Origin of the sequence: Vibrio harveyi, assembly GCF_030060435.1 — a bacterium.
Classification (GTDB): Bacteria; Pseudomonadota; Gammaproteobacteria; order Enterobacterales; family Vibrionaceae; genus Vibrio; species Vibrio harveyi.
The window spans coordinates 2,446,470-2,472,938 of sequence record NZ_CP125875.1; the positions used below are offsets into that span (position 1 = coordinate 2,446,470).

A 26,469-nucleotide genomic window follows, 5' to 3' on the forward strand; every position below is an offset into this window, starting at 1 on the left:
ACCTATCTGTGCTCCCTTATCAACTAAAGAACCCTTTAACTTTTCTATCCCGCACTTGAACCCTCCACTCCAGCCATTCATTGACATCGCTTTCAAGCCAAGCGACCGTCCTTGAGCCGATAGACACACTAGCTGGAAACTCCCCTTCCTTAATTTTGCTGTAGATTGCAGACTTGCTTAAGCCCGTCTTTTCTTTAACTTCTTGTAAACGTAGAAATCTCATTGTGTTCCTTATTTTAAAATCTCATATAGCGCCAAAGACCCACCTAGGGGTATGAGAACGTCCCAGAGCGCCCAGATACAACGAAGCAAAAGTACCAAGAGTTTCTACTCCTGCTGCTCAACCATCGAATCTCTGGACTTGGCGTGTAAGTTGGCTGGCTCGATTTCTTTTCATATCACCACCAGCCTTGAGCTTCTGGAGCATTCACATCCATCTTGAGTTAGTAGAACGCTTCATCATCGAAACAGGACTTAGCAAGGGCATTCGACTTTTGCATTTTGTGTCCCATATCCCGCAACCTTTCCAGATGCACTTCCACATATTTTTCTGACCGAAGGCTATCTACCTGTTGCCATAGTTGTCGATAGACCACAGGCTTTCGACCCGCCTTACGCCAGCCTTTCGCTTTCCACCTGTCTAACCACTCGTTATAGCCACGTTCACAAAACGCACTGCTGATAAAGACTTCATCGCCGTCCTGTGCGTAGCTCAAAGCCTCTACCAATGCAGAAAGCTCAAGTTCAGTGTTACTTTCCACCTCTAACACTCTGATACGACTCTCATCGACTAAAACACCTCTGGCGTTGTACACGGACAGTCCGATGCTGCCTTGAGCATCGCCGTTGCGGTTTGGATTCATAGCAATACTGACGTAGATTGATTGCGACTCGTTCATGGGAAGTATTCCTTTTTGGTTTTAATTTGGGTAGCCAGAGCTAGGACAGCCATCCGCTCTAGCTATGAATAGGTTTTGTGTAAATGGAGAAGAGTGCTGTTACTCAGGTTCTACTGTGCGCTTCTTGCTGGGAAAGAAGCCTTGTAAGTGATGGAAGCAGTGTGAGGCAGGATGCGTAATCTCCGGTTCAATATCAGCAAAAGCTCTCTCAAGGTTTTCTATGGCATCGCGGTATTGTGGACTACCGGGCCTTAAGCCAAGAAAAGCCTGACCCGGAGAAAACTGCACTAGATGCGTCACCATATGGCTACCTATCATTAATGCACTCGCCCACGACATAGTGACCCAACGTTTAACTTGCTTCTTAATATCGTCTGGCAGCCTCCGCCCGAATGCCTTCAGATTGAATGTCACGGCAACCAGAAATAGTGTCGAACTGTCTTCTATCGTCAGTTTCTTAAAGCTGACTGGATTAGGAAGTACCTTAAATCTCACAGTGAGCCAGCTCCATGGTTCTCTCCACATGAGCTAAAATCACTGGCATCTAAAGAGTATGTAGAAGCATTTGTATCTGCGGCATATCACGCCGTGGATGGTGACAATGTAAGCTACGATCGAGTTGAAGGAGTAAAGTCATTATGCAACAAACTCAAAGCGGCTTGGACTTCGAAACAACGCAGAAAAAAGAACATCAACCAAACTGAAACCGCGTTTACATTGAGCAAAAAGGCTCGTTTACAACTTGAGAAATTAGCTAAGACCCAGAACTGTAGTTTCAGCCAAGTTGTAGATGCCTTGCTTAAATCAGTCAAGGATATACAGTCACTGGAGCGTAAGTTAAAAAGTGAAGACTCAGAACAAACTGAATCGACCGGAAAACTACAACCTATTAGCGAGCTACTTGCCGGAGAGATCGAGAATTCGAAAGTTGAAGATAATACTATAAATCAACTTCATGAAAGCCATAACCGACTGAATGTCGAGCTAAGTATTGCTAGAGAACAAAATGATAAGCTAGTAACTCAAGTAAACGAACATGAGCAAGAGATAGTAAAACTAAGCGAAGAAATAACTCAACTCCGGCTAGAAAATGAAGATTTTAGGGCGCAGAGAAGTGCTCAAAACGATATGACACCTGTACAACCGCAAAGCTCAATTGAGAATAATTGCAACGAAGGAATGACAGCACAACCAGTAGACTTAAGAAAAGGGTTCGACTACAGAAAGAAATATAATAAATAATCTCATTTCAGCGTTTCAGGGGAAATTGCATTTATTTTGATTAAGCAAACAGCCTTAGTAACCAAAACAAAAATCAAGCCAATCGATAGCAAATAAAATCAACATCTTAAGCAACAAATTCAACTTACGCCAGCCAAACGTTTGGAAAGGGCCAACTCGAAAGGGTTGGCCCTTTTTGTATCTGCGATTCGTATTTCCCCTCAACTCATCGCTTTGATTCCTAGCCAAAATCTCTTAGTCTGTGGTTAAGCATTCATCAACGGACATGAGTTTATGCTAAAAGGCAGTGAGTACCCTTCTATTCGTGCGCTGCGAACCTTTGTTGCAGTTGCTAACCATCTGAGTTTTTCTAAAGCGGCAGAGAGTTTGTGCGTAACTCAAGGTGCCGTGAGCAAACAAATTGCGACGTTAGAGCAACTGGTTGGGTTGCCTTTGATTCAGCGTGGTATCAATGGTATTGAGCTCAGCGAAGAAGGAAAACGTTACTTGCCCAAGGTGACCGAAGCGTTGGAGATCATCCAACATGCGACGGCGAGCTTAATTCAAACCGATACAGAGCAAGAGTTACTGGTGGTCGATGTTACGCCTTCTTTCGCCAGTTTGTGGTTGGTGCCAAACATTGATGCATTCCATCAAACCCATCCTGATATCCGCCTTAAAGTTCGCACCAGTGATGGTCCAATAAATCAGTTAGACGTAGACAGCGACATCACCATCCGTTGCCTTCCTCTCTCTAGTCACTACGAACATGGTCGATTGTTGCGTCAAGAAACGCTGCTGCTAACGGGCTCATCAAGTTCTTCAACGTGTAACGACAAACAATCCATTACGGATTTCGCTTTTATTCCTCAAACAACGCGCCCGCAGTTGTGGGAGCAGTTCAAACTAGAACAATCTCTGCAAAGCGCGATTCATTATCACCCTGTCGGTCATGAGCATTTCTATCTCTCTTATGAAGCGGTAAAGCTTGGTAAAGGTCTTGCCCTCCTGCCTGATTTTATGGTGCAGCAGGCGATGTCGAGAGATGAGGTCTACCACATCCAACAATTGCGTATGCATAGCCATTATGGCTATTACGTATTTGTGCCGAACTACCGTCTAGCGGCGCGAAAAGTCTCGCTGTTCAAAGATTGGCTATTTACTCAACTTGGAGAAGGCGTCGGTTAGATAACGACTCCGCTTCAATTTTTCAAACTGTGGTTGAAGCCAGCACATCTAAAGATATTCGCGTTACACTGAAGGTGTTGCCAACTGTAATGAGGGTTTATGACGTTATCTCCTGCCTTTCTGCGTAAAATCTGGTACTCCCCTTCTGTCAACCTTGGTTTGCGTGCCACCAGCGCGATTGTCCTGTTCATAGGATTGGGTGTGCTATTCAACCAAATCAATCTCGCCATGACAGCTTTAATGACCATGCCTGCAGCATTGATCAGCGGTTTAGACACTGCCGGTCCTAGACGCTGGACACGCTTTGCGATTACCGCTTTTACATGGAGCATTACGCTCGTCATCAGTTATGCTCTGCTGAATATGGGCTTACCGCTGTGGCTGACTTACGGCGCGATGGGAGCAATATTGGCGAGTACAGCAGTGAATGGTCCGTTTTGGGGACGTCTTGGCATGTCGAGCTTACTGATCGCGGTCGTGAGCTTGTCACTACATAATTCCAGCGCGGTACTTGGTCTCTATCCTATGTTGGTGTTTGGACCACTCACTTTTGCGCTGTTCAGTTGGCTTTGGTTTGCCTTATGGAAACATTACGCGCTGCGTGTTTGTCTTTCTGCGATTTACGAGACGCTAGCGGACTACATTCAATATCGCCAAGCTTTCTTACTTGGAAGCGAAAACGATGCTCCGAAACGACGCATCAAATATCAGTTGATTGAACTGTTCCAACAAGCGCTGCAATCAGAATCTTTTCGCTCGAAACATGAAGACGCCAACTCTCTACGTCAGGCTTTGTTTTTGGCGCTCGATACATTTGAAGTCGTCTTGAGCAGCCATACCAGCAACCCTGATCTGCTTAATCAATTTCAATCCAGTAAACCGAAACGAGATCTGCTCTTGGTTTGGAGCCAACACTGCCAGCAAAGATTAAGACACAAAGCCAAGCAGCTTTTGCATAACACGCATGAAGAGATGGAACACTTGAGCTCACTAGAGCAGGAAGCCCATGATTTGATTGAGGCGGTGAAGCTAGAAGACCAACCTCGCTTTCGCTACTGGGCATACGCGGTAAAGCATATTTCTCGTCGTATTGAGCTCAATGAGCCCGCTTATGAACGCTCCTTTGAGGTGCAACCATTCGAGCTGTCTTTTCGTTTGCCAAGTCGAGGCAACCCAATTTGGCGCCATGTGACTCGCGTTGGTTTGATGTTCGCTCTTGGAGCTGGGATTGCTGAATACTTTGAATTGATTCGCCCGGATTGGGTGTTGATTTCCATGTTGATGGTCATTCAACCGAGTTTCTTGGCAACCCGAAGTAAAACTTGGCAACGCTGTTTGGGAACGGCACTTGGGGTACTCTTCGCCACCTCCTTGATTCATCTTGGCGTACCAACGACCATCCTGTTGGTATTAATCGCGGTCCTATTACCCATCGCAATGCTCAATATTATGCGCCATTACTCGCTGGCGATTGGCTGTATTACCGCGCTGTTGATTTTGGTTTATCAAACCATGGCACACCAGGGGCTCGACTTTGCCGCTCCGCGCTTGATCGACAATGTCGTCGGTGGCGCAATTGTCCTACTCGGTTATGGCTTATTGTGGCCGCAGTGGCGAGGTAAGGAGATTCATACCCAAGCATTAAAAGCGCTCGATAGTTCAAAAAGCTTATTTGTGTATTGCTATGAGCAGTTACAAGTCGACACAGAGCAACGTGATCACATGGCGCTCACTAAGCAACGTGCCGCCATGCTCACAGCAGAAAGCGATCTTGAACTGATTTACAACGAGATGCAGCAAGAGCCAAGGCACACTCGCGCCGATCCGCATTATTATGAAGATATGTTGAGCCATTATCGCTTGTTGAGTCACTACCTCTGCTTGCTGATCCCTCTAGTGAGAACAGGGACTCATTACCAAGGCACACCGCAAGTCGAACGCCTGATTCATGATGCGATGGATGCGTTGATCAGTACGATTCGTGACAATCGTGTTCATGAGCTGCCAGCACTGAGCAATAAAACCGATGCCAATCATCCCTCCTCGACTGCAGGACAGCGCTCTGTCGAAGAGATCATCTGGTTAGCATTGATGACGATTAAGCAAATGCACGACTTAGTAAGGCGTAACCTAAAAGACTAAATACGCACCACTATTATCAACGGAATGTCAGATTTGACTATTTGAGAACAACGTCGATTGACCAAGCTAACTAACAGGAGTATCACTCCAGCTTCGTTCCACTTTGGTTAGAGGAAAGCATTTGGAACACATTAATGATTTACTGATGGCGATGAAGCCGCTGCTTGAGCAATATGGCTATCTCGCTCTTATCGTCAGCATCTTTCTTGAAGGTATTGGCATTCCGATGCCGGGGCAATCGCTGATGATTGCGGCGTCTATCATCTCATCTGAGCATGTCATGAACCTTAGCCTAGTGATGATAGTCTCTTGGTTGAGTTGCTTTTTTGGCAACACGTGCGGCTACCTGATTGGCTATCACTTTGAAGGTTGGTTAGACAAGAAAGGCTATATTTCTGGCCCTAAAATGCAGAAGCTACAAAATACAATTCAGAGGTATGGTCCTGCTTGCTTGGTTGTCAGCCGCTTTATTGAAGGAATGAAACAGTTTATGCCGCTTGCTTGTGGCATTGCTAAGATGTCGCGTAAAGAGTTCTTATTGGGCAACGCCCTTGCAACCACCATTTGGGTTGCCGTGTTCAGTTTGCTCACTAACTTTGCGTTTGAGCATCTAAGCGTTCTCAGCCAGTTCTATACCGAGCATCGCTACGTGGTTTGGTCGAGCGCAGCGTTGTTGTTCTCACTGATGATCTTCGCGCTCCTCAAACGAAAAAAAGCATAAATACTCTACACAAGTAAAATTCTACAAAGGCTCACAGTATCAATAAGATATGTTATGTGAGCCTTTTTTCTTGGTCTTTTCGATTAAAAATAACCAGCCATTTAGACGTCTAGACGTTGACAAGTCTTTGGTGTCAGATTAGTCTGCTCGCCTTATTTGTTGATTATGTTGTCGTTCACATGTCTGGTTCTAAAAATTCTAATAAAGCAATCGCACCATCAGCGGTCGCACTTTTACCTTTAGTGCTATTCCTTGCGCTGTTTATTGGCGTGGGCACTTACTTATCCTTGCAAGGCGTTGATTTCGCCTTCTACCAACTGCCAGCGCCTATCGCGGTATTGCCTGCTGTGATCCTTGCGCTCATCCTAAGCAAAGACAAACTCAATCGCTCTATCGAACACTTTATGCGTGGCGTTGGTCATCAAGACATCATCGCGATGTGTATGATCTACCTGCTTGCCGGTGCCTTTGCTGCTGTTGCAAAAGCGTCTGGCGGCGTAGATGCGACAGTTAACCTTGGTCTATCTGCGATTCCAACCAGCATGATCTTGCCAGGTATCTTCCTGATTTCTGCATTTATTGCGACAGCGATGGGCACCTCAATGGGCACCATCGCAGCAGTTGCGCCTGTTGCTCTGGGCATTGCTCAATCAGCAGGTATGAGCCTTCCATTGACTGCTGGTGTAGTGCTTAGCGGCGCAATGTTTGGTGATAACCTTTCGATCATCTCAGACACCACCATTGCGGCAACCCGCTCTCAAGGCTGTGAGATGAAGGACAAATTCAAAGAGAACATCCGTATCGCACTACCAGCAGCACTGGTTGCGCTTGTGATCTTCGCCTTCAACAGCACAGCGACTCAAGTACCAGAAACCGGTCCTATTGAATGGTTGAAAGTGCTGCCATATGTGACGATTCTTATCCTTGCTGTATCAGGCATGAATGTGTTTGTCGTGCTTACTATTGGTATCGTTTTGGCAGGCGGCGTGAGCTTGTCTTCTATCGATGATTACGGTCTAACCAACTTCGCACAAGACATCTACTCAGGCTTTGGCAACATGCAAGAGATCTTCCTGCTATCCATGCTGATTGGTGGTCTGAGTGAGCTTATGCGTCGCCAAGGCGGTCTCGCGTTTCTAACTAACCTAGTGAGCGGCATCATCCGTACGTTTGGCTCTAGCCACTCGAAAGAAGCAAATGGTCGTGCAAGTGAGCTCGGTATTGCTGGTCTGGTTTCGATGGTGAATACCTGTACCGCCAACAACACCGTTGCCATCATCGTATCAGGTAGCGTGGCTCGTCAGTTGGCAGAAGAGAACAACGTTTCACCGCGTCGCTCTGCAAGTTTGTTGGACATTTTCTCGTGTGTTATCCAAGGTGTATTGCCATACGGTGCGCAAGTTCTGCTATTGGGCTCGGTATTTAACCTTTCTCCACTAGAAGTTGTCGCGAACTCTTATTACTGTTTCGCGCTTGCAATTGCAGCTATCGTGGCGGTGTTTATCAAGCATCCGGCACGTCAGCCTGTCCCTCAGACTGAAAGCTAAAATTAACTTTGAAGAAGGGCTCCGATTGGAGCCTTTTTTGTGTCTTAAGAAAAGAAGCGATTCCCTACTCGCTCCTTCGTCGCTCTAGATAATGACGCTATGTAAAACCAAGCATCAACCAAGGCTAACTCCGTCATTCTCGAGAAGGAGGAACGACTGAGTCGGGAATCTCTCAAATCAACTACCACTCAGGCTAAGGCGAAAACTCTCCGCATCATGCAGGGGCACATCGAGCAATTCACAAATCTCTTTTAATCGCCGAACTTGCTCTGTATTGCTTTTCGCGAGCTGACCATCTGAACTCAAATGGTTGTTCTCAAAGCCTACCCGAACATCCAATCCCAGTAACATTGCATGGGTTAAACAGTCTTGCTCTCTCGCGCCAAACGCGCACACGGCACATCTAACGCTCTCTTCGATAAAGCGCTCCAAATGCAGTGCCCGTAAATCCCATGGCGAAGATTGTTGAGCCTCATGATATCGACCAAGTACCACTAACGCGTGTTGGTTTTGCTTTGGTAAAACGCCTCGCTCTCTTAGGGAGAAATAGCGCTCGATGTCTGCCTGATCATACAAAATGATTTGGCTGAGAATGCCCTGATCAGCGACCCAATCAAAAAAGATAAGACCTTGCTCCTCACTCTGCTCATCAGGAATCAGTTCACGCAAAGCAAAAGAGGCGGCTTCTGGTTTTACCGCTTTGATCAGCGCCATTTGCTGTTGTGGTGAATACATACCAACAGCCTCAGTTGTGAGCTGAACTATCATCGAATTCCCAACCGCAGCTTTCACCGCGTGGTAGATTTCTAAGTTGTCATCAACCCCGAGAGAATGCCTGCCTTGCACATCTCTCGCGTGCAAATGGATCATGGTAGACCCTGCCGTTTGACATGCTTTCGCCTCGGCAACCATTTCTTCAGTATTCATCGGCAATTGAGCATGGTCTTGCTTGGTTTTTTTCGCTCCATTAGGCGCAACAATAATCGCGATTCGAGCTCTTTCTATTGGGGAATTTATTACCATGTTTTCGACACCTCTCTGAGTGTACGAGTGAGCTTTTCTACCAGATCGTCGATGTGGCTTCGTTCGATGATAAAAGGCGGTGCAAGCAGGATATGATGCCCATTGACACCATCAATCGTGCCCCCCATTGGATAGCACATCAGTCCATTTTTCATCGCTTGATGTTTGATCTTTTTGTCTACCAAAATTGAATTAGGCAGAGGTATTTTACTTACTTTGTCTGCCACAAGTTCAATGCCAAGAAACAGCCCTTTACCACGAATATCCCCAATATACGGGAAGTCTGAAAGCGCTGACTCGAGTTCTCTTTTTAACATTGCTCCTTGTTGGTTGACGGCTTGCAGGAGCTTTTGGGCACCGATGGTCTGAATGGTTGCAACGGCGGCAGCACATGCGACGGGATGCGCCATAAAAGTATGCCCATGTTGAAAGAAGCCACTACCAGACGCGATTGCTTGATAGACTCTGTCATTGGCAACAACGGCTCCGATAGGTTGATAACCCGCACCTAATCCTTTCGCCATGCAAACTAAATCTGGGACGGCTTGCTCTTGTTCAAAAGCAAAAAAGCTACCGCTACGTCCAACGCCACACATCACCTCATCCATGATCAGCAACACATCATAGCGATCGCAAATCTCTCGTATTCGTTCGAAGTAACCTTGAGTGGCAGGTACTGCGCCCGCTGTTGCGCCAACAATCGGCTCTGCAACAAATGCCATGACGTTATCCGAGCCCAGTTCTAAAATTTTAGCTTCAAGTTCATTGGCAGCTCTCAGTGAGTAATCGAGCTCTGATTCACCTTCTCTTTGATGACGATAGGCATAGCACGGCGCAATGTGATGGCTTGGGTGCAAAATGGGTTTAAAAGGCTCACGCCGCCATTCGTTACCACCAACAGCCAACGCACCAAGCGTATTACCGTGATAACTTTGCTGGCGAGCAATAAACTGCTTTTTCTCTGGCTTACCACATTCCACAAAGTATTGTCTTGCCATCTTTAGTGCAGATTCAACCGCTTCAGAGCCCCCACTGACTAAGTAGACGTGATTGAATTGCGATGGCATTTGCTGGCAAATCAACTCAGCCAACTGCTCACTTACTTCACTAGTAAAAAAGCCAGTATGAGCAAAAGGTACTTTTTCGATTTGATCGAGCATGGCTTGTTTAACAGCTTGGTGGCTGTGCCCAAGGTTTGATACGGCAGCGCCACCGCAAGCATCGAGATATTGATTACCTTGGCTATCGAACAAATAAACCCCTTCCCCTCTGGCGATAGTAGGCAACTTGGCGTGACAATGGCGGTGAAACACATAAGACATGAGCGTCCCTTCCTCGTGACTATTTGCTAAGCATAGTCAGGAAGGTGCGATTTATACGCAAGGTAAGAAAAGTGCACCGCGATGAGCATTTGGAATAGACCGCTGGAGTAACGATAAAAACGTATAAGAAGCCTTGATTTATAAATGATAATAATTATCATTAAGATCAAGTAACAGATGGAAGGTGTTTTATGGATTGCGTGATGACATGGTTAACTTCAGAGATTGACGACTATAAGGATAGATTACAAACGGCCACTTCAGAGTTCTTTCTTGCAGAGATGAATCTTAATCGTCATGGTCCGTCTGAAAAACGGTTATCAGAGTATTATCATGCGAGTCTCGACGTTGCCCTGACTGCTCGTGATAGCGGTGATGATATGAGTTATCTACTTTGCCTAAAAAAGCTCTACACCAGAATGATGGCTGAATTGAATGACACCAATAACGAGCTTTGCTGCCGCTCCCAATGCAAAGTCTACGCGCTTGATTCACTCAATCTCACTTGTCAACTCTACAAAGGCTATGACGTGATGGACAAAGCCAAGATCCTTCGCACTGACTTTGCCAAACGCTCGTCCATTACCTAACACAGAAGCTCTGCGGAAATCACGCCATCTCTAGCGCTTGAACTTGCTTAAAAATACTCTTAACCATAGCTTCAATGCCTTGGTTTCTGGCCGGAGTTAATTGTTGCTGTAAACCTAACTCAGCAAAAATGCTTTTAATGTTAGTCTCCAACAACTGCTTCGGTGTTTTATCTTGCAATAACAAGCACACCACAGCGACAAGCCCTTTCACTAAAGCCGCGTCGCTGCTACCCAACAATTGCACTTTTCCTTGTTCTACTTGTACCTGAATCCATACTTGGCTTTGACAGCCGTAAATGGCCGTCTGTTCAGTCTGTAACGCTTCTGGTAAACGAGCAAACTTCTCGCCAAGCGAAATGATGTATAAGTACTTGTCTTCCCAATCAATACATCGATTGAAGTTTTTAATTAATTGTTTTTGGTCCACTACTTTCTCTTTCCTATCCGACTAACAAGGTATGGATACGTTTTAGGCTAGAAACCAAAACATCAATATCTTGTTGATTATTATATAAAGCAACCGATGCACGACACATCGCAGGTACTTGGTAGTATTTCATCAGAGGTTGAGCGCAATGATGCCCCGTTCGAATCGCAACACCGTACTTATCTAAAAAGCTACCCACATCAAAGGCATGCACTTGTGCAAGGTTGAATGACACTACGCCGCAGCGCTCTTGAGGACCATAAATGACAATATCTGGCACCGTCTTTAATTGATCGTAGAGGTAGTCAACCAATGCTTGTTCATAGCGACCAATCGCTTCAAACCCAAGATCGAGCACATAATCAATCGCACACCCCAAACCGATAATGCCTGCAACATTAGGAGTGCCAGCTTCAAAACGCCATGGCGCGTCGTTATAAGTGGCTCCTTGGTAAAGATCGACCTCTTTTATCATCGCGCCGCCACCTTCCCACGGAGGCATAATATCAAGCAGCTCTTTCTTCGCGTATAACACCCCTACCCCTGTCGGACCATAGAGCTTATGCCCTGAAAAGACATAGAAGTCGCAGTCAATTTCTTGTACATCGACCGCTTGGTGCATCACTGCTTGTGCCCCATCTACCAGCACTCGGGTGCCATTCTGATGAGCCAACTCGATGATATTTTTGACCGGATTAATGGTACCAAGCACATTAGAGACGTGGGTGACCGCTAATAAGCGAGTACGCCCAGTCATCAGCGTTTTCAGCGTATCCAAACTCAAGCTTCCATCAAGCTCTAGCGGCCACACCACCACTTTGATCCCGATGTCTTGTTCTAGCATTTGCCAAGGCACGATATTGGCGTGATGCTCCATTTCAGACACGATGATCTCATCACCTTCCGTCAACTGCGCTTTCGCATAAGCATTCGCAACAAGGTTAATGCCATGCGTAGTTCCATGAACAAAAACCACCTCTTCACGCAGCTTGGCACTAATGAATTGCTGAACCTTATCACGCGCTTGTTCCATCAAATCTGTCGCATGAGCACTCAAATGATGGATTCCACGATGAACCGCTGCGTTTTCATGTCGATAAAAGGTGTCGACTCGTTCAATCACGACCGATGGTTTATGTGCACTTGCTGCGCTGTCTAAGTAAACCAAAGACTTGTTGTTCACTTCCTGATGTAAGGTTGGAAAGTGTGCTCGTTGCGCTGTTATGGAAGAGCTCATGCATTTACCTCTGCTAGCTTGGACTCTATATGCTGTAAAACCAGCGTACGAATAACGTCAATATCAATCGCCTCTGCGACTTCCGCGGCAAAGGCAAGGGTGATCAATTGTTCAGCTTGGTGCTTTGGTAATCCGCGAGCCTGCAAATAAAACACCTGCTCTTTGCTCAATGCTCCTGTGGTAGTACCGTGACTGCACTTCACGTCGTCCGCATAGATCTCCAGTTGAGGCTTACTGTTGACCTCACACGCTTTACTTAGCAACAAGTTGTGATTGTCCATTTGTCCGTCAGTTTTGAGCGCATTTGGGGCGACTTTGATCATGCCGTTAAATACTGCTTTGCCTTGCTGACTGGCAATAATTTTGTGCAGTTGCTGACTCGTGCAATGCCCTTTGTTGTGTTCAAGGTAAGTACGCGTGTCGTACGTTTGCTGATGGCTAGGTAGCGCTAGGCTGTTGATTTCAATCTCTGTATTTTCGCCATTTAACTGGCAACTGGTGTGGTGGCGCGTCAATTGACCAGCGAGCAAAAAGGTCTGGCTTGATACATTTGCATCTCGTCCAACGAAAAGATCATTGTGAGCAAAATGGTAATGTTCCACAGAACCCAAGCAGAGCTTGTAATGGGTAAGTTCAGCATTGTCCGAAACCTCCATCGTAAGTCGCGAACCGGAATAACTTGCTGCCACACGGTTGCCATGACAAGCAGAAAGAAGGTGCTCAACAATTTTAACTTCGCTACTTTGTCCGACTTTTAGGTGTACGCGATGATGTGCCATACCACCTTGAGGTCGAGACTCAATTTGCATCAAGTAAATAGGCTTGGCTACGGTATGTTTGGCATCCACCTCAATCAACAAAGTCGTATCGGAAAACGCTTCCGTGAGATGCAAAAAGATTTCTGGTGCAATCGCGGCAGGCAACGCTTGTTTTGCATCACCATTAAGTAAAGAAAGTCGAAATGCCTCGCCATCAATATCACTCAAATTAGGTTGGAACTGACCGTTCACAAATACTAACCTTTCTGCGTCCATATCGAGCTTGTGAGCCTGAACAAAAGCCATCGATACATCAGTCTCACGCTGGCTGGAAAAATCAATGGCATCGAAGCCTTCAAGCGCGGTGTATTTCCAATCTTCATGCTGACGAGTCGGTAATCCTTGTGCTAATGCGGCTTGCCAATGGTATTTGGCAACCTCATCTAACTCAATCAGACGAGGCTTTAAATAGTCACTGAATGGCAATAGACAATTACTCCTCTCCGGTGAGCCAACCATAGCCCTTCTCCTCTAACTCAGCCACCATAGAGAAATCACCCGATTTGATGATTTTTCCTTGATACAGCACGTGCACAAAGTCAGGTTTGATGTAATCAAGAATGCGTTGGTAATGGGTCACAATGATGAAAGAACGCTTGCCGTCTTTTAGGCTATTTACGCCATTAGCAACTTCTTTAAGTGCATCAATATCTAATCCAGAATCGGTCTCGTCCAAAATGCAAAGTTGTGGGTCAAGTACCGCCATTTGCAAGATGTCATTACGCTTCTTTTCTCCGCCAGAAAAGCCGACGTTTACCGAGCGAGAAAGTAAGTCTTTCGGCATATTGAGAAGCTCAATTTTCTCCTCAATTAAATCCGCAAGTTCAAAGCGTTCCAATTCCGGAAGTTCACGGTATTTTCGCACCGCATTCACTGATGCTTGTAAGAAGAGATGGTTACTCACTCCCGGAATTTCGACAGGGTATTGGAATGCCAAGAACACGCCTTCGCCTGCACGTTCATCAGGATCTAATTCCAATAAATCCTTGCCGTTGAAATCGACAGATCCATCGGTAATTTCGTAGTCTTCACGTCCCGCGAGCGTGCTTGCCAGCGTGCTTTTACCGGAACCGTTTGGTCCCATGATGGCGTGAATTTCTCCAGGGTTAATCTGAAGATTGACTCCTTTTAGAATTTCTTGTTCTTCAATTTGGGCTTTTAAGTTGTTAATTGTTAACATTTTTCATTATCCAACGCTGTGTTCTAAGCTGATTGCCAATAATTTTTGTGCTTCTACGGCAAACTCCAGCGGTAATTCGGAAAACACATCCTTACAAAAACCGTTCACAATCATTGAGATCGCATCCTCTTCAGCGATGCCTCGTTGTGAACAGTAAAACAGTTGGTCTTCACCAATTTTGGTTGTGGTTGCTTCATGCTCGATCTGAGCGGAGTTGTTTTTTACTTCAACGTAAGGGAAGGTATGCGCCCCACAATCCGGACCGATGAGCATCGAGTCACATTGAGTGAAATTTCGCGCATTTTCAGCGCTCGGTAAGATCTTCACTAATCCGCGGTAGCTGTTTTCACTGTGCCCAGCGGAGACGCCTTTTGAGATGATGGTGGACTTGGTATTTTTACCGATATGGATCATCTTAGTGCCAGTGTCGGCCAACTGCTTACCCGACGTTAACGCGATGGAATAAAACTCACCGATCGAGTTATCCCCTTGGAGAATGACGCTTGGGTACTTCCATGTAATGGCAGATCCCGTTTCGGATTGAGTCCAAGACATCTTTGAACCACTGCCTTTACACAGCGCTCGCTTGGTCACAAAGTTGAGGATACCGCCGTTGGTATCTTTGCCTGAGAACCAGTTTTGTACGGTCGAATACTTCACGTAAGCATCTTTGAGGACGATCACTTCTACCACCGCAGCATGCAGCTGGTAATTATCATGCGATGGTGCCGAACATCCTTCGATATAGCTGACATAGCTGCCCTCATCAGCAATCAAAATCGTACGTTCAAATTGACCTGTTTTTGCAGCATTGATCCGGAAATAGGTCGAGAGCTCCATAGGACACTCAACACCTTTGGGGATGTAAACGAAGGTGCCATCCGACGCAACGGCAGCATTTAGCGCAGCAAAGAAGTTATCTTCTGGCGGGACGACTGTCCCTAGGTACTCTTGTACTAGCTCAGGGTACTTGTGAATCGCTTCGCTGAATGAGCAAAAAATGATGCCTTTCTCTGCCAATTTTTCACTGTACGTGGTTTTGACCGATACGGAGTCAAAGATTGCATCAACAGCGACTTCGCTTCCCTCACGAACTGGCACACCCAGCAGGTCAAAAGCTTGTTCGACTTCTTTAGTCAAAAACTCCGGGTCTTGCGATGCTTCATCGCCAGCACAAGTATCATCGCACTGACCACAAGATGGCGCGGAATAATAGCTATAATCTTGATAGTTAAGCGGGGCGTAGTGCGCTTTTAACCAATGCGGTTCCTCCATGGTTTGCCAAATTCGAAACGCCCGAAGTCGGAACTCCAGCATCCATTCAGGTTCGTTTCTTTTGGCAGAAATCGCACGTACAACATCTTCATTGATGCCTTTTGCTAACTGGTCTGTCGCAATATTGCTGTAGAACCCTTGTTTGTAACTATCATCATCAACCCAAGCTTGAACATCTTCTTGGATCTCAATACCACTTTGTGTCATTGTCGGTACCATTTAAAACCAGCCACTGCCCTAGAGCAGTGCTCGCTTTTACACATTAAAACTTTCACCACAACCACAAGCACTTTGTACTTTAGGATTGTTGTACTGGAACATCTGGTTCAACCCTTGTGAAATGAAGTCCACTTCTGTTCCATCGAGATAAGGCATGGCATCAAGAGGCACAAATAACTTGGCGCCTAGATGCTCATATACAAGATCGTCAGCGATGACTTCATCCACGGTGGACAGTACATACGCGTAGCCCGCACAACCTGAAGGCTTAATTGTGAGTCGCAAGCCACATAGAGATTCGTCTTTTTCGAGCAGCTTGTTAATTTGATTGGCAGCTTTATCGGTCAGAGTTAGCCCTTGCCAACTGCTGCTTGGATCGAAGCTGTCTACTGAGTTGAGTCCCGACATGACTATTCACCTATTTAAAAACAAACACTGAGAATGATAGTTATTATCATTTATCCATTCAACCATAATGAATTTATGGGATTAAGGCATGCTGCTCGGTCACAATTTGGAATAGAAAACGAAATGGGATTTGAAAAAGAAATAGGGTCTGAAATGAAAGTTGAATATCGACGGTGTCTTCAAAAAGCAGCCCTATCAAAGAGCTGCTTTTCACTTTTAATTCAATAATTAAGCATTAAGGGCTTGTTCAAGGTCTACCAAGATGTCATCAATGTGTTCAATACCGACGGACAAGCGAATCATCTCTGGGGATACACCCGCTTGCTTTTGCTCCGCTTCACTCAATTGACGGTGCGTAGTCGACGCCGGATGGCATGCAAGCGATTTTGCGTCACCAATGTTCACTAAACGCTTAAAGATCTTCAATGCATCGTAAAAGCGCACACCAGCTTCATAACCATCTTTCAAGCCAAACGACAATATCGCTGATGGTTTACCTTGCATGTATTTTTCTGCCAATGGATAGAATTCCGAAGTAGGTAAACCCGCGTAGCTTACCCAACTCACTTTCTCGTGCTGGCTTAAGTATTCCGCGACTTTCAGCGCATTTTCGGTATGACGCTCCATACGCAGAGACAGCGTTTCCAGCCCCTGCATCAACATAAAGGCATTCATTGGTGACAAAGCAGAACCAGTATTACGCAAAGGAACGGTACGAGCACGACCAATAAAAGCCGCCTCACCAAATGCTTCGGTGTAAACCACGCCGTGGTAAGAAGGCTCAGGCTGATTAAATACTGGGAAGCGATCTTTATGCTGTGCCCACGGGAACTTCCCAGAATCAATGATGATGCCACCCAGCGTCGTACCATGCCCACCAACATACTTAGTGAGCGAATGAACCACGATATCGGCACCAAATTCGATTGGCTTGCATAGCACAGGAGTTGCGACCGTATTGTCTACAATCACAGGCACGCCCTGCGCATGAGCCAGTTCGGCAACACGTTCTAGGTCTATGATGTTCCCTGCCGGATTACCGATGCTTTCACAGTAAACCGCTTTGGTATTCTCATCGATAAGCTCAGCAAGACTTTCAGGCTTATCGTCCTTGGCAAAACGCACTTCAATACCTTGGCTTGGCAACATATGCGCAAACAAGGTGTAAGTACCACCATATAATTGAGGAGTAGAAACGATGTTATCGCCAGCTTGCGCGAGCGTGAGAATAGCGTAGTTAATTGCCGCACTACCTGCACTCACAACCAAACCAGCAATCCCCCCTTCCAACGCTGCCATGCGTTTTTCCAACACGTCATTGGTTGGGTTCATAATACGAGTGTAAATATTGCCCGGAACTTCAAGGTTGAATAAATCCGCACCATGTTGCGCATTATCAAACTCATACGCTACCGTCTGGTAAATCGGTGTCGCTACTGATTTGGTTGTTGGGTCGGTTTCGTAGCCAAAATGGATCGAGAGTGTTTCGTCTTTCATGCATCTTCCCTGAACTATTGAGTGAATGGTTATTCTTTTATATTGCCGATTTTTTCAACAAAGAAAAGCAGTTCAAGTCACAGGGGAGGAACTAGGTTTTAGAAAGGTTTTATTGTAAAACAAAAATCGCCTCGCTTGAGGCGGTTTATAGATGATTAAAAAGTACTTTTAAGTGCAGCTTTAACCGCCTGATTCAATTTGTTTAAAACCAATTCAAATACCCAGCGGATAAATGAATAGGTAAACTTAATCGCGATCTGAGCTCCCTTGCCCGCAAATACCAGCATATGACCAAGTAAGCCTTTTACACGTTCTGCAAATTCACTTGATAATTCTGAGATCTTAACCATTGAACGAGCAATAGCATCATAGATAGTTGAAATCGCCGAGCCTATATTTTGCGCAGCAAAGACTATAGAAGCACACCCCCCATCAATTAACAATGTCAGGATTGCAGCTGAGATTTTGTCTGCCCAAAACTCATTCGGTCTGGTTTCAAGCCGATTGTTATAATTTAAGACTACCTTTTCAAAGGGATAGGCAACCTTCTGGGAATAGATTTTTCCCAACTCTGAAATTCCGTCCATTGAGCATAACGCTTCATATCATGAGCTTTATGATCTAGACCCTGTTGTCTGCTCGATAAATACTCCGAACCATTGTAAGGAGTGTGATAGAAAGGCCACACAGGAACTTTAGGTACAGGGTCAGCACCATTAACACATCTAAAAATACTATCTAGACGTTGAGTTGCATTCATAGAGAAACTTTTTCCACCTACTCTGGGAGCACCAAATGTATAAAGGTGAACTTTTGCATTAACTTCAGGAAAAGATTTAAGCCAGTTCGCGGCTAAAGTGGCTAAAGCACCACCAAGGCTATGACCCACACAGTGAATATTTAGTAATTTATCTGACTTACTGGTTTTCACGAAAGCTCTAATTTCAGGAACCATAGAATTAAAGGTTCCTTGAAACCCATTGTGTACTAGCTCTCCAGAATGTGTACCTCTATGGTTTGCCGTCATATTAGTCAATGCATCAGCAAGTGTTTTAGTGCCTCGAAAAGAAAGTACGATATCTCTCTTATAAATTTCACTACCCCCTTTACCTACAACGATGAAACCTGAAGTAGGGCGATAAAAAAAGCCTCCAGAAGTTCCTGATATCACGTTGCTAATATCAAACTTAAAGTGGGCCTTTGTGTTTTTTTTGTAGAGAAATACTTTTTCTTTTTAATCTTGCTTGATAAGCAAGAGTTGCAATATCTGATGCAATTGTAGGTGATAATACACTCATATTAATCCTCTGACGGTAAGTCATTTGTTTCTTTAATCAGCTGTTCATTTGTATAACCTTTTAATCCTTCCCAACGACAAACCGAGACTAGAGGTAGATATATTCGCTCTCCACTTTGAGGTTCTCTGAACTCATAATTGAGTTCCTCTTGATTTAGTTCACAGTTAAGAGCCAACAATAATTCAGATGCAAAAGGAATTGGCTTTGCATGCTTAGTAGCGTTCCACAGATAAACTTCCTTGCCTTCTTTTAAGATATATATTTCTTGAGCTACAACGAAGTTTTGCCCGAGAACATCTTCTGGCGCTCTCGAACGAACCTGAAAATTAGGAAAATAAAACTCCCCTTTTAAGCCAGTTATTGCCTCATCGGAGATTTTCTCTCCATCTTTGTAACCTTCGTAGAATAAGTCCCGATGAACCGTTAACCCCGCTTGCGGTACGCCATCAAGTGTGATGACACCACGAACTTCTGGAGACATTTCCACATCGTATTTTTTAAACGGCCAAAACATTGCGCTTGCTCCTACCGAAAATAGAGCTAAGGCTAATATAAGAGAGTTTTTTTTAGCCATAGTCTTTCTCATCCATTGATTAATTCGTGGATGATATGGAAAAAGAGGACGGAGTGAGAGGAGTGAATAAACGGAAGACAATTTGTGGAAAGCAATTCGAAGTATCATGTAATTAAGAAATTTATTTTTATTATTTCTTAAACACTCGTGCCAATTGGCTCTCTCTACATTGATAATTGAACTTGTTGTAAAAGCCACTTTTTAAATCGTTGGGTTGGTTCGCTTTTCGTGTTAATGATCAAGTAGTACCCCGCGTTGGCATCAACGGGTTCAAATGGTGAGACCAAACGACTATTTTTAAGTTCATCCTCCACCAGCGCCATACGTGCCATCGCAATACCAACGCCGGCTTCAGCTGCGGACATCGCCATATCCGTTCGATTAAAGAAATGCCCAGAATCCGTTTTAAAATCCAGCCCCATACTTGATGCCCAATAGAGCCACTCATAGTCACGCGGCGCTTTATCCCATGGCATAGCATCGTGCAATAACGTCGCATCTCGCCATTGCTCTGGTGTCGTTTTAGGTGTTTTTAGCCACCCATGATCCTCAAGGTATTTGACACTCATCACTGGAAGAAGTTGCTCATCAAGAATCCGCTTCGCGTTTTTGTCTCGATACGGGTGCGGACCATAGTCAATTGCAACGTCGTAATCCTTCAGCTCACTATTCACAAGCGCTCCCTCTGCAAAAATCTGTACTTGCAGGTCGGGGTTATTTAGGTGGAAGCTTTCAAGCCTAGGAACCAGCCATTTAAATGCAAAAGAAGGTGTCAGTTTGAGGCGAATTTCATTGTGGGGCTTTTCAATCTGTAGCTCTTCAAGTGCTTTCCTAAGTTCAGAGAAGTGAAATTGCGAAGTCTGAGATAACTGCAAACCTTTAGGTGTCAGCCTAATTCCTCGCGAATGGCGTTCAAACAAAGTAAAGCCTAGTTGTTCTTCCAACTGGATAATTTGCTGGCTAATTGCGCCTGTCGTCAAGTGCAATGCCTTTGCTGCACTAGTAAAACTGTTGTGTTCCGCTACTTGGCTAAATAACCACAATCCACTTACGACACTACTTTTCATCCTGAGCCTATAGTTTTTCTAAACGCTGGATGTAATTTATATCGATTGTTAACAAAAGGTAAAGAAGACAAACTGCGCACATCGAAAATGTGTGGAGCACATCAATGGAAGTCATCGTTTTAGGTAGTGGTGTTATCGGTTTGACCTCAGCTTGGTATCTAGCTCAAGCAGGTTATCAGGTCACCGTGATCGATCGCCAACCAAGCAGTGCGATGGAAACCAGCTTCGCCAATGCAGGACAAATCTCTTACGGCTACTCTTCACCATGGGCAGCCCCAGGCATTCCACTCAAAGCCGTGAAATGGCTAACCGAGGAGCATGCCCCACTCAAAATAAAACCGTCTCTCAGCCCAGAGCTTATCCTCTGGGCTACGAAAATGGTGTCTAATTGCACCTTATCTCGCTATCAGATCAACAAAGCACGAATGCTATCCATCGCCAATCACAGCCGCACTTGTTTAGAGCAGCTAAGACGTGATCATGCGATTGAATACCAAGGTCGCCAACTCGGGACGTTACAAGTATTTCGATCTCAACAGCAGTTAGACGCCATAGAAAAAGACCTTAAGTTGTTAGAACAAAGCGGTACACGTTTTCAGCTAATGAACGTCGAGCACTGCATCAAACAAGAGCCTGGGTTAGCGTTAGTAAAAGAAAAACTGGTCGGTGGGTTGTACCTACCCGATGATGAAACCGGAGATTGTTTCCAGTTTTGTCAGCAGTTAACTAAGCTGGCGAAAGCTTATGGTGTCAGGTTTGAATTCAATACAGAGGTAAGCAATTGGGTTACCGTAGGCAAAAAGGTCATGGGTGTCCAAACGGATCGTGGTTTATTTAAAGCAGACCAGTTTGTACTTGCTTCGGGCAGTTACTCAACGGCGTTACTCAAGCAGCTTGAGATTGATATTCCGATCTATCCCGTCAAAGGGTATTCACTGACGGTTCCGATTGAATGTGAACAATTTGCACCGCGATCTACCGTCATGGATGAGACCTATAAAGTGGCAATGACACGCTTTGACGATCGCATCCGGGTCGCAGGGACCGCTGAACTTGCGGGCTTTGATCCTTCATTACCGCAAAAGCGCAAGAATACGATTGAAATGGTGATTCGAGATTTATTTCCGCAAAGTGCCGATTTCACTCAAGCCGAATTTTGGACAGGATTTCGCCCCATGACGCCCGATGGTACACCCATCATTGGTGCGACCCCTTACGACAATTTATTCACGAATACAGGACATGGAACGCTAGGTTGGACCATGGCTTGTGGGTCAGGACAACTCCTTGCCGACATTATGATCGGTGCAGAAAGCAAAGTAACAAATCACTCAGAATTGAGCCTAAGCCGTTACGCCTAAACACCTGCAAACCATTTCAAATAGAACATTACTCCACATGTTGAATAGCATTCAGAAGATATGACTTCCATATCTCGCAGCACATTTTCATGACAATGTGCTGCATATTCAATCAATTCATTGTCATTTCCAATAAAAACCACACACAAACATAACAAGAACCAATTTTTAACAATATTTAACCATTCTGTGTTCATCATCACGCTACAAAGGATTTTTAGTCAAAAAGGTTAACAATTACATTACAAAAAAGGGTAATGTGTTGTACGAAAAACAACCACAACCATAACAAACAGGGAAAATACTCATGCAGTCATTAGTTGATTTTCTGAATGGAATTATCTGGAGTCCGGTACTGATTTATTTGTGCCTTGGCGCTGGTTTGTTCTACTCGATCATGACGCGCTTTGTGCAGATTCGTCACTTCTTTGAAATGTGGCGCTTGCTACTTTCTGGTAAGAGTTCAACCAAGGGGATTTCATCATTTCAGGCTTTGGCCGTTTCACTATCTGGCCGTGTAGGTACAGGTAACATTGCAGGTGTTGCAGCCGCTATCGGTTTCGGTGGTCCAGGTGCTGTTTTCTGGATGTGGGTTGTCGCCTTCTTTGGCGCAGCAACCGCATACGCAGAATCAACACTCGCACAGATTTATAAAGAAGAAGACGAAGGCGAATTCCGCGGTGGTCCAGCTTATTACATCGAAAAAGCAATGGGTCAAAAGTGGTACGCTTGGATCTTCGCTATCGCAACCATCTTTGCATGTGGTGTTCTGCTTCCTGGCGTTCAATCGAACAGTATTGGTAACGCAGTAGAAGCAGCATTTGGCTCAGGTGACATGATTGAAACCGCTATTGGTACCTTCAGTTTCGCTAAAATTTTCACTGGTACGGTTGTCTGTGTCATTCTTGCTTTCATTATCTTTGGTGGTGTGAAACGAATCGCGAACTTTACTCAAATCGTAGTTCCGTTCATGGCTCTGGCGTACATCATCACAGCATTCGTTATCATCCTACTTAACATCGGTGAAATTCCACGTATTGTTGGCATGATCATTGGTGATGCATTCACACCGATGGCGGGTATTGGTGCTGCGATTGGTTGGGGTGTAAAACGTGGTGTTTACTCTAACGAAGCAGGTCAAGGTACTGGTCCTCACGCAGCAGCAGCAGCAAGTGTTGATCACCCAGCACAGCAAGGTCTGGTTCAATCGTTCTCCATCTACATCGATACACTGCTAGTGTGTTCAGCAACCGCATTTATGATTCTTATCACGGGTGCGTACAACGTACACGGTGCAGTCGAAGGTGCGTTCTTAGTACAGAACCTTCCAGCAGATATCGGTGCAAATGGTCCTGTATTTACGCAAATGGCGATTGAAAGTGCCCTTCCGGGTGTGGGTAAACCATTCATCGCGATTGCTCTGTTTTTCTTCGCCTTTACAACGATTTTGGCGTACTACTACATCGCAGAAACCAACATCGCTTACATCCGTCGCACAGTAAAAGTAAACGGTCTGATGTTTATCTTGAAGGTCATTCTGATCTCAGCGGTATTCTACGGTACGGTTAAAACAGCTAACCTTGCGTGGGCAATGGGTGACGTAGGCGTAGGTCTAATGGCATGGCTAAATATTGTCGGCATTCTGATCATCTTCTTCATGTCTAAGCCAGCACTAAAAGCTCTAGCTGATTATGAAGAGCAGCAAAAACGTGGGGTTACAGAGTACACATTCAACCCTGTTGCGCTTGGTATCAAAGGTGCTGACTACTGGGAAGAAAAGTACAAACGTAAAACAGGCAAGGCGCCTACAGCGGATAGTGACACGGCAGAAACAGTAGAACAACCATCTACCTAATGCCTCATTAACCTCCTCCCCCAGCAGGTTGGCGGGTATATAAGAAAAAGCAGTGGTCCGAAAAGGACATTAAAAAAGGGTTAGCCAGTGGCTAACCCTTTTCTTTTGCATTCAATTCGAAGCGATTATGCTGCGATTTCTTGCGTTGCAACTTGAGGCTTTTGCTTTTCGCCGATTGGAAGAACCGTGCGACCGTACTCGTTGTTTAGTACTTGAGCCATTGCGAAGTAGATTGCGCTTGCACCACAGAAGATACCTTCAAAGCCTGCGATAGTGCCGATCAGCTCACTACCAGTAAAGTCACGTGCAGCTAGTAGGAAAAACAGGATAGTAAGAGAACCAAATACGACTTGCTTCGCTACTGGGTAGCATAGAGAACCAATAAACATGAAGCCAGTGAAGATACCCCATAGCAGTAGGTACCAACCCATAAAGTGTGCTGGGCTTGCAGGAAGACCCATGTAAGGCATTACGATTAGGCCAACCAGTGTTAGCCAGAACAGACCGTAAGACGTAAATGCAGTCGTACCGAAAGTATCACCACGTTTGAAGCACATCATGCCAACAAGAACTTGGCTAAGACCACCGTAGAAGATACCCATTGCTAGGATCATTGAGTCAATTGGGAAGAATCCTGCGTTGTGGATGTTAAGCAGAATCGTGGTCATACCGAAACCCATTAGGCCTAGCGGCGCTGGGTTAGCCAGTTTAGTAGACATGTAAGCGTACCTGTTTTCAAAAATGTTGATAAAAATTGCGCGCGAATTTTAATGGACTAAAAAACAAAAGAGAAAAGACGTTATTGGAAACTTAGATTGCACAAATAGGCAATCAAATGAATAAAAAAAGACCCTACTAAAAAGCAGAGTCTTTATAGATACTTAGACTATTTATTGTTCAATCACTGGCAAGAGATCTCATCCCAGAACCAGTTACTCTGAGTTGGCGTTTCCCATACACCCGGACCGTTTTTCGCAATAAAACACTTACCTTGATAAGTCACTTTGTCACCATTGGCTACTTGAGTGACACCTGGTTCCCATGCGATAAAGTCCCCTGAAACAGGAGGCTCCGTCACCGGTGGTTCGGTTACTGGTGGCTCTGTCACAGGAGGTTCAGTCGTTGGTGGCTCGGTTGGCGTGCCCGAAACGAGCTTCCAAGGGTCACCTTTGGTCGGCTCATTGCCTTGTGACCACCACTTAGCTTCATATACCGCCCCCTTGTAAGAGACTTGGTCGCCTGTGTTATAAACCTTGCCAGCATCCCATGCAGCAACACCACCTACAGGTGGGTCAACCGGATCGACTGGGTCTAGTTTGTCGACAATGCGTACTTCAGGCCAACCCGCGTGAGATTGGTAGAAGTTGGTAACACATTTCTCGTAATCTCCTGCTACCAGAGCCGAATATGCGGTTTGGAAGCCAACCAATTCACACTCAAATGAATGACCCCCAGGGCGATCTGAGTAGTACTTCCAGTTACCATCCCAGTTGGTGTAAAGCACATCAGTCGCACCGTTAAGGTTTAAGCTACCGTACGGCGTTTGTTGCCAACAAGTATTGGTTTCATCAGCTTCGATAGGAATTTGATAATGCGCTGCTAAACCTTCCCAGTAACGAATACGGTTAACAGGCTGACCTTTGTCTTTGTTTTGCTCGCCACATTCAATACCGCCATTGATGACGTTGATAGTGGTACCAAAACCGTAACCAATGCCCGCATCGATCTCACGTTGCGATGGCACCCATGTACGATCAATTACGTGTAACATCGCTGGTTTTGGCGCTTGAGGGGTTAAGAAGAACCAAATTGCAGAAGCCAAGTTCAACCAAGAGTCAGCGACTAAACCCGGATTCTTCAGCAGCACCGATGCATCGCCATCAAACATTACTTCAGAGAATGCGCCATAGTTAAAGTGGTAAGAAAGCTGTTTGGCACCACGCCCAAAATACCCTTGACCAGGTTCGCATGGCCAGCGCTTATTTTGCCAATCGTTCTGACCACAGCCTGTGGTGTAACCCTCTTGACCTTCAGACCATCCCATTTCGCGTACATGCACGAGTGCCTGCTGCCACTCTTCTAATGCAAGTGGGTTGTCTGATACGTTATCAACCGCAATGTGACCACCAGTTTCTTGAGCAAAATGCGCAAATGCTGTCACGATGGATTTCTTACAGATTGCGTCAGAGTCTCGACCATCGGTGTACTCACCACAGAATGCAGGGAACTTACCTATCGCACGTAAGAAACGAGTATAAGTGTATTCAGGCGCAGCCATTTGCGTTAGGAAGTCCCACTCACTTTCGGGGAATACACGTTCAACACGTTTAACGTTTTCTGGGTTACCTGCTGCGCCCGGTACGATAGCTTCTACAACGCTGTTCGGACGAGTCTCTAACGCCTGTGCCCAGATGGCATACATTGGGTCAGATGTTTTGCTTTGCTCAACCGCTTGAATGTCACCACGAGCGATCACGTAGCCATTCGGGTTTTGAGGATCAGGTTGGATATTCATACTGGCATGAGCTTGTGCCGCGAGCACACAGCTTAATGCAAGAGGCAGATGTTTGAGTGCAAACATGTCTAATCTCCGTATTTAT

General features: G+C 45.4%; 24 protein-coding genes and 1 pseudogene. 8 read left to right on the forward strand and 17 right to left on the reverse strand.

The features are described 5' to 3' along the window. Nucleotides 1–19 precede the first annotated feature (19 nt). The 3 genes from QMY49_RS11635 to QMY49_RS11645 form a co-directional block, all read right to left on the reverse strand. The gene (locus tag QMY49_RS11635; RefSeq protein ID WP_283311601.1) at nucleotides 20–223 is read right to left on the reverse strand and encodes a helix-turn-helix transcriptional regulator; all 204 of its coding nucleotides are present in this window, start codon (nucleotides 221–223) and stop codon (nucleotides 20–22) included. Nucleotides 224–443: 220 nt separating this feature from the next. Then, nucleotides 444–899 (reverse strand): RNase H family protein, encoded by a 456-nt coding sequence (locus QMY49_RS11640; RefSeq protein WP_283311603.1) that lies wholly within the window; start codon nucleotides 897–899, stop codon nucleotides 444–446. Between the two features lie 99 nt (nucleotides 900–998). Further along, nucleotides 999–1,394, reverse strand: coding sequence for a hypothetical protein (locus QMY49_RS11645; RefSeq protein ID WP_283311605.1), 396 nt, complete (start codon nucleotides 1,392–1,394; stop codon nucleotides 999–1,001). Nucleotides 1,395–1,487: 93 nt separating this feature from the next. On the opposite strand from QMY49_RS11645, the gene QMY49_RS11650 reads away from it, so the two are divergent. The 5 genes from QMY49_RS11650 (at nucleotide 1,488) to QMY49_RS11670 (ending at nucleotide 7,718) form a co-directional block, all read left to right on the forward strand. Next, nucleotides 1,488–2,141 carry a hypothetical protein gene (locus QMY49_RS11650; protein WP_283311607.1) on the forward strand — a complete coding sequence of 218 codons (654 nt, stop codon included), beginning with the start codon at nucleotides 1,488–1,490 and terminating at the stop codon, nucleotides 2,139–2,141. Nucleotides 2,142–2,414: 273 nt separating this feature from the next. Continuing rightward, entirely contained in the window at nucleotides 2,415–3,308 is an 894-nt protein-coding gene (locus QMY49_RS11655; RefSeq protein ID WP_274878245.1) for a LysR family transcriptional regulator, read from the forward strand. A 99-nt stretch (nucleotides 3,309–3,407) separates the two neighbouring features. After that, a complete protein-coding gene (locus QMY49_RS11660) occupies nucleotides 3,408–5,450 on the forward strand; it encodes an FUSC family protein (RefSeq protein WP_283311610.1) in 2,043 nt (680 codons plus the stop codon). Nucleotides 5,451–5,595: 145 nt separating this feature from the next. Continuing rightward, on the forward strand, nucleotides 5,596–6,171 hold the full coding sequence (locus QMY49_RS11665) for a DedA family protein (RefSeq protein ID WP_283314112.1): 576 nt from the start codon (nucleotides 5,596–5,598) through the stop codon (nucleotides 6,169–6,171). Nucleotides 6,172–6,350: 179 nt separating this feature from the next. After that, entirely contained in the window at nucleotides 6,351–7,718 is a 1,368-nt protein-coding gene (locus QMY49_RS11670; protein WP_005447666.1) for a Na+/H+ antiporter NhaC family protein, read from the forward strand. Between the two features lie 177 nt (nucleotides 7,719–7,895). On the opposite strand, the gene QMY49_RS11675 is transcribed toward QMY49_RS11670, so the two are convergent. Next, nucleotides 7,896–8,741: a beta-keto acid cleavage family enzyme gene (locus QMY49_RS11675; RefSeq protein WP_283311612.1), complete on the reverse strand. Its 846-nt coding sequence runs from the start codon at nucleotides 8,739–8,741 to the stop codon at nucleotides 7,896–7,898. Continuing rightward, a complete protein-coding gene (locus tag QMY49_RS11680; RefSeq protein ID WP_283311614.1) occupies nucleotides 8,735–10,063 on the reverse strand; it encodes an aspartate aminotransferase family protein in 1,329 nt (442 codons plus the stop codon). The genes QMY49_RS11675 and QMY49_RS11680 overlap by 7 nt, the downstream gene beginning before the upstream one ends. Before the next feature lie 203 nt (nucleotides 10,064–10,266). Between QMY49_RS11680 and QMY49_RS11685 the strand changes: the two genes are divergently transcribed. After that, the gene (locus QMY49_RS11685; protein ID WP_226982055.1) at nucleotides 10,267–10,653 is read left to right on the forward strand and encodes a hypothetical protein; all 387 of its coding nucleotides are present in this window, start codon (nucleotides 10,267–10,269) and stop codon (nucleotides 10,651–10,653) included. Between the two features lie 19 nt (nucleotides 10,654–10,672). On the opposite strand, the gene sufE is transcribed toward QMY49_RS11685, so the two are convergent. The 10 genes and pseudogenes from sufE to QMY49_RS11735 form a co-directional block, all read right to left on the reverse strand. Continuing rightward, nucleotides 10,673–11,080: a cysteine desulfuration protein SufE gene (gene sufE / locus QMY49_RS11690; RefSeq protein WP_005447670.1), complete on the reverse strand. Its 408-nt coding sequence runs from the start codon at nucleotides 11,078–11,080 to the stop codon at nucleotides 10,673–10,675. A 13-nt stretch (nucleotides 11,081–11,093) separates the two neighbouring features. Further along, nucleotides 11,094–12,317 (reverse strand): cysteine desulfurase SufS, encoded by a 1,224-nt coding sequence (gene sufS, locus QMY49_RS11695; RefSeq protein ID WP_199479925.1) that lies wholly within the window; start codon nucleotides 12,315–12,317, stop codon nucleotides 11,094–11,096. Next, nucleotides 12,314–13,594: a Fe-S cluster assembly protein SufD gene (gene sufD / locus QMY49_RS11700; protein WP_283311618.1), complete on the reverse strand. Its 1,281-nt coding sequence runs from the start codon at nucleotides 13,592–13,594 to the stop codon at nucleotides 12,314–12,316. Before sufD ends, sufS begins: the two co-directional genes overlap by 4 nt. After that, entirely contained in the window at nucleotides 13,569–14,315 is a 747-nt protein-coding gene (gene sufC, locus QMY49_RS11705; protein ID WP_005447675.1) for a Fe-S cluster assembly ATPase SufC, read from the reverse strand. The genes sufD and sufC overlap by 26 nt, the downstream gene beginning before the upstream one ends. A 6-nt stretch (nucleotides 14,316–14,321) precedes the next feature. Then, the gene (sufB, locus tag QMY49_RS11710) at nucleotides 14,322–15,797 is read right to left on the reverse strand and encodes a Fe-S cluster assembly protein SufB (RefSeq protein WP_283311621.1); all 1,476 of its coding nucleotides are present in this window, start codon (nucleotides 15,795–15,797) and stop codon (nucleotides 14,322–14,324) included. Nucleotides 15,798–15,845: 48 nt separating this feature from the next. Then, nucleotides 15,846–16,217 carry a Fe-S cluster assembly scaffold SufA gene (gene sufA, locus QMY49_RS11715; RefSeq protein WP_005447677.1) on the reverse strand — a complete coding sequence of 124 codons (372 nt, stop codon included), beginning with the start codon at nucleotides 16,215–16,217 and terminating at the stop codon, nucleotides 15,846–15,848. 228 nt (nucleotides 16,218–16,445) lie between these two features. Beyond that, nucleotides 16,446–17,714 (reverse strand): O-acetylhomoserine aminocarboxypropyltransferase/cysteine synthase family protein, encoded by a 1,269-nt coding sequence (locus QMY49_RS11720; RefSeq protein WP_009700544.1) that lies wholly within the window; start codon nucleotides 17,712–17,714, stop codon nucleotides 16,446–16,448. A 155-nt stretch (nucleotides 17,715–17,869) separates the two neighbouring features. After that, nucleotides 17,870–19,012, reverse strand: a pseudogene (locus QMY49_RS11725) (lipase family protein). Between the two features lies 1 nt (nucleotide 19,013). Then, nucleotides 19,014–19,586, reverse strand: a complete 573-nt coding sequence (locus tag QMY49_RS11730; RefSeq protein ID WP_053053259.1) for a DUF6795 domain-containing protein — start codon at nucleotides 19,584–19,586, stop codon at nucleotides 19,014–19,016. Nucleotides 19,587–19,750: 164 nt separating this feature from the next. Then, entirely contained in the window at nucleotides 19,751–20,653 is a 903-nt protein-coding gene (locus QMY49_RS11735) for a LysR substrate-binding domain-containing protein (protein WP_017188495.1), read from the reverse strand. Between the two features lie 104 nt (nucleotides 20,654–20,757). Here QMY49_RS11735 and QMY49_RS11740 point away from each other — a divergent pair, with 104 nt between their 5' ends. Continuing rightward, complete coding sequence (locus tag QMY49_RS11740; protein ID WP_283311627.1) at nucleotides 20,758–22,014, forward strand: D-amino acid dehydrogenase; 1,257 nt, start codon at nucleotides 20,758–20,760, stop codon at nucleotides 22,012–22,014. A gap of 307 nt (nucleotides 22,015–22,321) precedes the next feature. Continuing rightward, the gene (locus tag QMY49_RS11745) at nucleotides 22,322–23,869 is read left to right on the forward strand and encodes an alanine/glycine:cation symporter family protein (RefSeq protein ID WP_005447683.1); all 1,548 of its coding nucleotides are present in this window, start codon (nucleotides 22,322–22,324) and stop codon (nucleotides 23,867–23,869) included. A 125-nt stretch (nucleotides 23,870–23,994) separates the two neighbouring features. On the opposite strand, the gene QMY49_RS11750 is transcribed toward QMY49_RS11745, so the two are convergent. Both QMY49_RS11750 and QMY49_RS11755 read right to left on the reverse strand, forming a co-directional pair. Next, a complete protein-coding gene (locus QMY49_RS11750) occupies nucleotides 23,995–24,588 on the reverse strand; it encodes an acetate uptake transporter (RefSeq protein ID WP_005447690.1) in 594 nt (197 codons plus the stop codon). A 182-nt stretch (nucleotides 24,589–24,770) separates the two neighbouring features. Beyond that, on the reverse strand, nucleotides 24,771–26,450 hold the full coding sequence (locus QMY49_RS11755; protein WP_050940916.1) for a chitinase: 1,680 nt from the start codon (nucleotides 26,448–26,450) through the stop codon (nucleotides 24,771–24,773). Between the last annotated feature and the right edge of the window lie 19 nt (nucleotides 26,451–26,469).